This is a genomic window from Methylobacterium sp. CCH5-D2 (assembly GCF_001556475.1).
Lineage (GTDB): Bacteria > Pseudomonadota > Alphaproteobacteria > Rhizobiales > Beijerinckiaceae > Methylobacterium > Methylobacterium hispanicum.
In genome coordinates this window covers 1-8168 of sequence record NZ_LSIX01000693.1, presented here as the reverse complement: position 1 = coordinate 8168, position 8168 = coordinate 1, and the positions used below count along the sequence as shown (strand labels likewise).

Annotated in this window: 11 protein-coding genes; 2 read left to right on the top strand and 9 right to left on the bottom strand. The window is 71.8% G+C overall.

Translation table 11 applies throughout. From position 1 onward, the window contains the following. Window positions 1-99: 99 nt before the first annotated feature. The 8 genes from AX737_RS18240 to AX737_RS18205 form a co-directional block, all read right to left on the bottom strand. Window positions 100-546, bottom strand: a complete 447-nt coding sequence (locus AX737_RS18240) for a host attachment protein (RefSeq protein ID WP_066923911.1) — start codon at window positions 544-546, stop codon at window positions 100-102. A 47-nt stretch (window positions 547-593) separates the two neighbouring features. Next, the gene (locus AX737_RS18235) at window positions 594-1406 is read right to left on the bottom strand and encodes a universal stress protein (RefSeq protein WP_066923909.1); all 813 of its coding nucleotides are present in this window, start codon (window positions 1404-1406) and stop codon (window positions 594-596) included. Window positions 1407-1445: 39 nt separating this feature from the next. Further along, window positions 1446-2093 carry a BON domain-containing protein gene (locus AX737_RS18230; protein WP_066923907.1) on the bottom strand — a complete coding sequence of 216 codons (648 nt, stop codon included), beginning with the start codon at window positions 2091-2093 and terminating at the stop codon, window positions 1446-1448. A 46-nt stretch (window positions 2094-2139) separates the two neighbouring features. Continuing rightward, entirely contained in the window at window positions 2140-2532 is a 393-nt protein-coding gene (locus tag AX737_RS18225; RefSeq protein WP_238230655.1) for a histidine kinase, read from the bottom strand. 136 nt (window positions 2533-2668) lie between these two features. After that, window positions 2669-3997: a divalent metal cation transporter gene (locus AX737_RS18220; protein WP_066923903.1), complete on the bottom strand. Its 1329-nt coding sequence runs from the start codon at window positions 3995-3997 to the stop codon at window positions 2669-2671. After that, window positions 3994-4266, bottom strand: a complete 273-nt coding sequence (locus AX737_RS18215) for a hypothetical protein (RefSeq protein WP_066923900.1) — start codon at window positions 4264-4266, stop codon at window positions 3994-3996. The genes AX737_RS18220 and AX737_RS18215 overlap by 4 nt, the downstream gene beginning before the upstream one ends. A gap of 10 nt (window positions 4267-4276) precedes the next feature. Further along, complete coding sequence (locus AX737_RS18210) at window positions 4277-4495, bottom strand: hypothetical protein (protein WP_066923898.1); 219 nt, start codon at window positions 4493-4495, stop codon at window positions 4277-4279. Window positions 4496-4580: 85 nt separating this feature from the next. Further along, window positions 4581-5099, bottom strand: coding sequence for an ion channel (locus AX737_RS18205; protein WP_066923896.1), 519 nt, complete (start codon window positions 5097-5099; stop codon window positions 4581-4583). Window positions 5100-5295: 196 nt separating this feature from the next. On the opposite strand from AX737_RS18205, the gene AX737_RS18200 reads away from it, so the two are divergent. Both AX737_RS18200 and AX737_RS18195 read left to right on the top strand, forming a co-directional pair. Next, window positions 5296-5535, top strand: a complete 240-nt coding sequence (locus AX737_RS18200; RefSeq protein WP_066923913.1) for a biotin/lipoyl-containing protein — start codon at window positions 5296-5298, stop codon at window positions 5533-5535. A gap of 30 nt (window positions 5536-5565) precedes the next feature. Then, window positions 5566-5943, top strand: a complete 378-nt coding sequence (locus AX737_RS18195; protein WP_066923894.1) for an SPW repeat protein — start codon at window positions 5566-5568, stop codon at window positions 5941-5943. A 125-nt stretch (window positions 5944-6068) separates the two neighbouring features. On the opposite strand, the gene AX737_RS18190 is transcribed toward AX737_RS18195, so the two are convergent. Beyond that, entirely contained in the window at window positions 6069-7982 is a 1914-nt protein-coding gene (locus tag AX737_RS18190; protein ID WP_066923892.1) for a sigma 54-interacting transcriptional regulator, read from the bottom strand. Window positions 7983-8168 lie beyond the last annotated feature (186 nt).

Here is an 8168-nt window from a genome sequence, read left to right as displayed (position 1 = left end):
CCGGCTTTCTGCGAAAGCAGACCTCTCCCTACAGGAGAGGGGACCCGCGCCTCGTCCTCAGACGATGCGTTGGACCGAACCCATCGACCGGGAACGGTATCAGACGGCATGGAGGTGCCGCCGGATCTCGTCCACGGGATGCTTCGTCAGGTCCTTGTCGATCTCCGCGACGATCACCTGGCGCAGTCGCTCCGGCAGCGCCTGCCGCAGCTCAGCCAGCGCTCGCGGCGGGGCGACGACGACGAGGGCGGCGAGCGGGTCGATCGCGCCGAGGGCCTGGGCGACGGCGTCCGCGAACTGGCGCTCGGCCAGCGCGTGCCAGTCGGTCTGCGCGATGGCGCTGCGCCGGTCGCCGAGCCTGACCCGCGGCGGCCTGTCCGTTCCCTGCAGATGCGTCGGCGGGTTCGGGGGCGCCTCGAGCACCCGCTGGACCTGAAGGTCCGGTCGGAGCGGGTGCCCGGCATTCCGAAGCACCAGGGCCTTGCGGCCGTCGCAGACGACGACGTAGCCCTCGTGCGGGATCGTGAGGTTCGGCCGGTCGTTCATGATGCGGCTCCGGTCCCGGGCGCGCCGCGCCCTCGGCGGCGCGTCGGTCAGTGGCTCATCAGGCAGCAGATGGGGGAGGCTGCCAGCAGGTGGCGGGTGACGCCGCCCAAAGCCCACTCGCGCAGGCGCGAATGGCCGTAGGCCCCCGTGACGATCAGGTCCGCGGCCTGCTCGGAGGCGGCATCGATCAGCGTCTCGGACGGCTCGGCGCCGCGCGCGTCCCGGTGGAGCGCCGTCACGGCGATGTCGTGGGCCTGCAGGAACCCGACGATGTTGCGGGTGTCGGCCGCACCCCGTCCGTCGTCGACGGCGACGACCACGGTATGGGAGGCGCGCCGCAGGAAGGGCAGCGCGTCCCGCACCGCGCGGCGCGCCTCGCGGGAATCCTTCCACCCGACGGCGACCCGCCGGCCGTCGAGGTGGTCGATCCCCGGCGGCACGATCAGGACCGGCCGCCCGAGATGCATGACGAGGTCTCCCGGATCGACCGAGAACAGGGCCGGGCCGGTCTCCGCCCGGCGCCCGACCACGACGAGGTCGGCGGCCGCGGCCTGGGCCATCAGGAACGGCAGCGGCAGGTCGATGTTCGAGCGCCACTCGACGCGGCTGCGCCCGGCGGAGGCCTCCTCGAAGGCCGCGTGGGCCTGTCGCAGGTCGTCCAGCACGCTCTCGTTCGAGGCGGTCAGCGCGTAGGAACTCGCGGGCGTCGGCCCCACCGGCGGGACGGCGTAGGCCGCCCGCTCCGCGGCGACGCCGATCAGCCGGGCGCGGAAGTCGTCGGCGAGGTGGCCGGCGAGACGGACGCGCTCCCGCGCCTGCGGGGCGAGATCGACGGCCACCATGATGCTGGCGAAGGTCATCGGGGAACTCCGGGTGGCGGGGGCGCGGCCGCGCGGGGCTCAGCCCAGCGTGAGGTGGTCCTCGACGGCGCGCACGCCGGGGGCCGACCAGGCGGCGTTCTCGGCAAGCTCCCGCTCGTACCAGGCGTTGACCTTGCCCTCGAGGACGACCTTCGCGTCCTTGACCGTCACCGTGATCGCATCCGCCTCCAGTTCCGCGTTCCGCTTGAGGGCCGCCACGATCTTCGCGCGCACGTCGGGCACGCTCGCCCGCGGCGCCACCTCGATCGTGTTCATGATGCCGGCGACGCCGGCCAAGCGCCGGATCGCCCGGTAGGCCTCCTCCTTCTGGTACTGCCAATCGACCTTGCCGGAGAGCGTCACCCAGCCGTTCTGGACCTTCACCTGCACGGCGTCCTTCGGCACGGTGACCGACCAGTCGAGCATCTGCACCGCGCGCTGGGCGATGTCCTCGTCGCGTGGCGGGGTCTCGCCGCCGAAGCGGACCTTGATCTCCTCGACCACGCCGCGCACGCCGCGCACCTTCTGGGCGGCCTTATCGGCGGCGACGCGCTCGGTGTAGCTGGCGACATGCCCCGTGAGCGTGACGATACCGTTCTCCACGGCGACGCCGATATGGGCCGCGTCGATGCTCGGGTCGAAGTCCAGCTCGTCGATGACGTTCTGGCGAATCATCTTGTCGCTCATCTGAGGTCTCCTTGGTGTCCAGGGCGGGCCCGGAGGGGGCCGACGCTTACGCCCGGCAGGCGAGCGGACATTGATCCAGCGCAAGGGGCTCACCCGCCGCGATCCGCGATTGCATCGGGCACGCCCGCGCGCCGCTGCCGCGCTTCCCGCGACGAGCAGCCACCTCGGAGACCATGTCCCGGGCATCGAACAGCCGTTCGAACAGCGGCACATCCGAGAAGGCCGCGGGGATGCGCGCGCTGCCCGCGATCAGCGCGAAGGGGATGCCCCGCCGACGCAGGGTGCAGGCGAGCGGGAAACAGGAACCCTGGTTCAGATCGACGCTGACGATCGCGAAGTCCGGCGGCGCCCCGTCGAGGCTCAGGGCCGCATCCGCACAGGTCGCGTACGGACCGCTGACCGCGCATCCGGCTTCCTGCAGCCGATCCTCCAGCCACATGCCCGGCAGCGCCTGCGGCTCGGCGACGAGCACGGTCGGGCCGCCTTCCCCTCTACATTCGTGCATCACGCATTTCCTGTACCCGGTTGCGGCAGGGCGAGGATGGCGTGGGCGGCCCGCTCCGCCTTGCGCTGGATCAAGGGAGCGCGGCGGTGGCCGACATGGCCAGGACGGCGAGCAGCATGCAGGCGGTGGCGACCCATCCGAGCAGCCTGAGAGGCCCGCGCACCGCGAAGGCGCCCATGATGTCGGCGCGGGCGGCGGCCAGCATCGTCACGGTCATGACCGGCACGGCGATGACGCCGTTGACGACCGCGCTCCAGTAGAGCGCCCGGATCGGATCGACCGCACCCAGGCTGATGATCATGCCGACGAGGGTCGCGAGCGCGACCGTGCCGTAGAAGGCGCGCGCCTCCAGGATCCTGCGGCCGAAGCCCACCGGCCACCGCCGCGCCTCGCCGACGGCGTAGGCCGCCGATCCGGCCAGAACCGGCACCGCCAGCAGGCCGGTGCCGACGATGCCGAGCGCGAAGACCGCCGCCGAGAACGGTCCTGCCAGGGGGCGCAGGGCCTCGGCGGCCTGCGCCGAGGTCCGGATGTCGGTGATGCCGTGCGGGTGCAGCACGGAGGCGGTGGTGACCATGATGGCGAGCGCGGCGAGGTTCGAGAAGGCCATGCCGACGAGCGTGTCGACCTCGATCCGGCGGAGCGCCTCGGGGCCCTGCTCGGGCGCGTGCAGGAGGTCGCGCCGGTTCGGGAAGGTGCGCAGGTCCTCTGCCTCCTCCGCCGCCTGCCAGAAGAAGAGGTAGGGACTGATCGTGGTCCCGAAGAGCGCCACGAGCGTCGTCAGGCCGCCGTTGCTGAGGTCGATCCGGGGGATCGCCACGGCGCGTCCGAGGTCGGCCCACGCCACGTGGGCGAAGATCACCACGCCCAGATAGGCGAACAGGCTGAGCGTCAGCCATTTCAGGACGGCGACGTAGCGCGTGTACTGCAGGACGAGCTGCATGAAGACGCAGATGCCCGAGAAGAGGACGACGTAGAGCCAGTTCGGCCCCGGTAGCAGCAGGTTGAGGGCATCCGCCATGGCGCCGAGATCGGCGCCGAGATTTAGGATGTTGGCGGCCAGCAGCAGGAGTACCACGGCCTGGAGCAGGCCATTCGGATAGTGCTCGCGCAGGACGCCCGCGATGCCGCGCCCGGTGGTGCGTCCGATTCGAGCCGAGACCATCTGCACCGCCGCCATGAGGGGCAGGGTGTACAGCATGGTCCAGCACAGACCGAAGCCGAGCTGGGCCCCGGCCTGGCTGTAGGTGGCGATGCCGCTCGGGTCGTCGTCCGAAGCGCCCGCGATCAGGCCGGGGCCCAGCACGCGCAGCAGGCGCGGCTTCGACGGCCCGACGGACGGGCTCGGCACTTCCGGGTCGTCGGCCTCTGCGACCGCGGCAACGGGTCCGGCGCTCATGCGGGCGCGCTCGACCCCGCGGGTCCCGGCCGCGCGCCCACCCCGCCGGACCGGACGGCGCGGGCCACCCGCAGCGCCGCGGCCAAGTCGTCGCGGTCGGTCCCGTAGCGGCGGCAGAGATCCTGCAGCCAGCGCGGCTGGCCGTTCGCGGCCTCGGGGATCTCGGCGTAGGGGACGTGGTACATCCCGTCGAGCGCCTCGATGCCGTAGCCGGTGACGGCCCATTGGCGGCCCTGCCAGTGCACCGGCTGCGTCAGGTCATGGCTCATGGGGTCCTCCTCAGGCGCTCCGCTCGGTCAGCTCCACCACCTCGCAGGTGTCGGCCCGCAGCCGCCAATCGACGACCCCGACCGCCTCGCGGAACATCGCCTTGGCCGCGTAGGCCGCGGAGACGTCGGACCGGGCGCGGACGACCGCCTGCTGTTGCAGGACGCGATGATCATGGCCGGTGTCGTCCGGAACGACCTTGTGGAAGCTGACGAGATAGGCACGCTGCATGGCTCAACTCCGCGATCGAAGCGGCGAGCAACCTGAGCCCGTGAGGATCCGAAGGCCTTGATCCAACGCAAGGGCGCGGGCCCGCTCAGGTGCCGGCCGTGGGCGGGAAGAGGCGTTCGCGGCCCGCCTTGCCGCTGGACTGGGACTGGGACGTCGCGGCGCGGTGCGCACGGGCCTTGCCGTGCATCGGCCAGTAGCGCTCCATCGCCAGGTAGGTGAAGGATGCCGACCATCCGATCAGGAGCAGGCCGTTGAGCGCCTCGACGCCGGTGAGCAACCGGGCGTGGCCGAGGGGGACATGGTCCCCGTAGCCGAGCGAGCTGTAGGCGACCACGGAGACGAAGAGACAATCCTCGAAGGTCTCGATGGGAACCCCCGAGAAGGCGCCAAGCCCCAGCCGCAGGACGAGCAGCCAGTAGGCGCCGGCATAGACCCAGACCGCGACCGTGTGGCCCGCGAAGGCGGCGAGCACGACGACAATGATGCGCCAGCGCGGCGGCACCGGCAGTTCGGCGAGGTGCTCCGAGGTCAGGCGCAGCGTCTCGTAGAGAACAAGGATCGTCACCACGACGAGGACGACGCTGGCAACCAGCACGACGAGCATGGATCCGGTCCGTAGGAGATGCCCCGCGGAGGCTGCCCATCAGGGTTCGACGGCGCATTGACCTGTCTCAACGATCGCTCCGGGAATGCCGTGATCCAGATCAACGCGGGCCGGGATCCCGTGCGGTCCACTGCTTGCCGGCGTGCTGGGCGGGCGTCCGCGCCAGGAGGCGAACATAACGCGCCAGGAGGCGATCATGGCGGACATCCGCGTGGCCGAGGAACTCTGGTCGGCGGGCATGCTGCCCGCGGGCGTCTTGGAACGCTGGCTCGTCTCGAGCGGCGCACGCGTGCGGGCCGGCGAGGCCGTGGCCGCCGTACGGATCGGCGAGGCCCTGCACGACATCCTCTCGCCTGCGAGCGGGCGCCTGGAGGTACTCGCGCCGGCCCATGAGGTGATCGATCCCGGCCGCGTCATCGCCGCGGTCCAGGGCTGAGGAATCCGACGACACCGGCGGAGATAGGTCATGTCGCCCTTCAAGACGTCGGCCGCCCCCTTCCGGCCGGGCTGGCGAACGGACGAGCTCCTCGTGGGCGCCGCGCAGCACATCGCCGGGACGGCCCTGGTGCTGGCGGCCTGGCTCCTGGTCTTCACCGGCCACGACGCCGCCGCCGCCTCGGCGCTGCTGCCCGGCCTGGTGATCCTCGCGCTCACGGCAGCCAACCAGATCCGCCATCGGGCGGCCGGCGAGCGGGCGGTCGCCATCGCCGGGGCTTGGACGGTTCTGGCGCCCTGGCTGCTCGGATTCGCGGCGAACGACGCGGCAACCTGGGCGCATCTCGCGTTCGGGGGCATGGCCCTGGCCTGCGCCATCACGTGGCTCAGGATCGCGCGGCCGTCATAGAGGCGCTCGCGCGCGGCGCCGTACGCGCCTCCGTCCGACTGCCCGCGCGGGCCCGCAGGTCCCGCGCAAGATGGCGACGGCCGGACCGAGGCGTCCTCACCGGAGCCGCGCGCGATTTCGACCCGTCATGCCCTCCTGATCCCGTACGCCTTCATGCGGGAAGCCAGTGTCGTGGGCCGCAGGCCGAGCAGCTCGGCGGCGCCCCCCGGGCCGAAGATCTTGCCGCCGCACAGGGCCAGGGCCTCCACGATCTCGGCCCGGTCATGGGCGCGCCGCTCGGTCTCGCTCCGCGGGCGCTGTCCCGGGACGGCGCCCGCGTGGCCGTGCCGGGCGATGGTCGCGCTCGGTGCGGCTTCCCCGGCCTCCGGCAGATCGAGGCGCAGGCGGCCGCGCTGGGCCAGGATGACGCCGCGCTCGATGGCGTTCTCCAGCTCGCGCACGTTTCCCGGCCAGTCGTAGCGGGTGAGGCGGCGGACGTCGCCCTCCGTCAGGCGGGGTTCGGGCACGCCGAGGCGATGGGCGGCCCCGGTGAGCATGTGCTGGGCGATCAGCGGGATGTCCTCCGGCCGCTCGCGCAAGGGGGTCGCGCCGATCGGGAAAACGTTGAGGCGGAAGTAGAGGTCGCCGCGGAAGCGGCCCCGTCGCACCTCCTCCTTCAGGTCGCGGTTCGTCGCGGCCACGAGACGCACATCGACGGCGCGGGTGCGCTCCTCACCCACCCGCTCGAAGGAACGCTCCTGCAGCACCCGGAGGAGCTTGCCCTGGAGGTCGAGCGGGATCTCGCCGACCTCGTCGAGGAATAGCGTGCCGCCGTCGGCCAGCTCGAAGCGCCCGACACGGTCGCGCAGCGCCCCCGTGAAGGCGCCGCGGGCGTGGCCGAAGAACTCGCTCTCGAACAGGTCACGCGGCACCGCCGCGCAGTTGACGCGGATGAGCGGGCGCTCGCGGCGACGGCTCGCCTCGTGGATCGCGCGGGCGATCAGCTCCTTGCCGGTACCGGACTCGCCCGTCACCAGCACCGTGGCGTCGGTGCCGGCCACGAGGTCGATCTGGCGGCGGATCGCCTCGATGGCCGGGCTGCGGCCGATGATGCCCTGGTGGTGGCTCCCGGCCCGGATCTCCTCCTTCAGGTAGGCGTTCTCCAGCTCCAGGCGCTCGCGCAGGGTGACGACCTCGGCCAGCGCCTGCCGCAGGCGCTCGTCCGCCTCCCGCCGCTGGCTGACGTCGCGGAACACGATGACGGCGCCCACCAGGGCACCGCGGTCGCGGATCGGCGTCGAGGTGTACTCGACCGGGAAGGACGTGCCGTCGCGGCGCCAGAACACCTCGTCGTCGACCTGATGCACGGCGCCGTCGCGGAAGGCGGCGTAGATCGGACAATCGCGATGGGGATAGGGGCAGCCGTCCGGATGGGTGTGGTGCACGGCCGCGTGCATGTCGCGGCCGACGAGGTCGGCGGCGGCCCAGCCGAGCATGCGCTCGGCGGCCGGGTTCACGAAGGTCGTCATCCCGTCGGCGTTGACCCCGTAGATCCCCTCGCCCGCCGCGCGCAGGATCAGCTGGTTCTCGCGCTCGATGTCGCGAAAGATCCGCTCCATGCGCTGCCACTCGGAGAGGCCGGCGCGCATGTGGCGGTCGGCCTCGCGGTCGATCTGGCGCCGGCGGCGCTCGTCGAGGTCGAACAGGGTGACGAGGACGAGGCCGCCGGGCAGTGCGGTGCCGACGGCCTCGAGCTCGAGGACCCGTCCAGCTCCGTGCCGGGGCGAGAGCGTGTGGGTCCACCAGCGGCCCTCGGCCTGAACGGCCTGCGTGAACACGATCAGCGCCGGACGCTGACCCGGATGCAGCCCGCTCGCCGCCATGCCCCGCAGCGCGGCCCGTGGATGGCCGAGGAGGCGTGCGGCGGCCGCGTTGGCATCGATGATCCGGTCGGCCTCCGGATCGAGCACCAGCATGGCCTCGGCACCCGCCTCGAAGACGAGGCCGAAATCGCGCTCGCGGCCGGGATCCGCAGGCTTTCCGCTCGACGCTTGGGACATCACGAAATCTCGTCGGCGCGCTACGGAGATTCGTTATACACGAGATTCCGTGGCAACCTACTGTGTCCATAACCGTCTGAAACGAATTACGCTTTTCTGATTTCTGCGATTGGCACACGCTTTGCCGACCGCCCCATGTCGCGAGACGCACGAGGCTTGCGACCTGCGCCACGCAACTATCGTCCG

What these genes read in the sequence shown, in the direction of transcription:
- AX737_RS18240 (WP_066923911.1), bottom strand. Translation starts at nt 546, where the DNA reads ATGAACGACCGGCCGAACCTCACGATCCCGCACGAGGGCTACGTCGTC.
- AX737_RS18235 (WP_066923909.1), bottom strand. Translation starts at nt 1,406, where the DNA reads ATGACCTTCGCCAGCATCATGGTGGCCGTCGATCTCGCCCCGCAGGCG.
- AX737_RS18230 (WP_066923907.1), bottom strand. Translation starts at nt 2,093, where the DNA reads ATGAGCGACAAGATGATTCGCCAGAACGTCATCGACGAGCTGGACTTC.
- AX737_RS18225 (WP_238230655.1), bottom strand. Translation starts at nt 2,532, where the DNA reads ATGTGGCTGGAGGATCGGCTGCAGGAAGCCGGATGCGCGGTCAGCGGT.
- AX737_RS18220 (WP_066923903.1), bottom strand. Translation starts at nt 3,997, where the DNA reads ATGAGCGCCGGACCCGTTGCCGCGGTCGCAGAGGCCGACGACCCGGAA.
- AX737_RS18215 (WP_066923900.1), bottom strand. Translation starts at nt 4,266, where the DNA reads ATGAGCCATGACCTGACGCAGCCGGTGCACTGGCAGGGCCGCCAATGG.
- AX737_RS18210 (WP_066923898.1), bottom strand. Translation starts at nt 4,495, where the DNA reads ATGCAGCGTGCCTATCTCGTCAGCTTCCACAAGGTCGTTCCGGACGAC.
- AX737_RS18205 (WP_066923896.1), bottom strand. Translation starts at nt 5,099, where the DNA reads ATGCTCGTCGTGCTGGTTGCCAGCGTCGTCCTCGTCGTGGTGACGATC.
- AX737_RS18200 (WP_066923913.1), top strand. Translation starts at nt 5,296, where the DNA reads ATGGCGGACATCCGCGTGGCCGAGGAACTCTGGTCGGCGGGCATGCTG.
- AX737_RS18195 (WP_066923894.1), top strand. Translation starts at nt 5,566, where the DNA reads ATGTCGCCCTTCAAGACGTCGGCCGCCCCCTTCCGGCCGGGCTGGCGA.
- AX737_RS18190 (WP_066923892.1), bottom strand. Translation starts at nt 7,982, where the DNA reads ATGTCCCAAGCGTCGAGCGGAAAGCCTGCGGATCCCGGCCGCGAGCGC.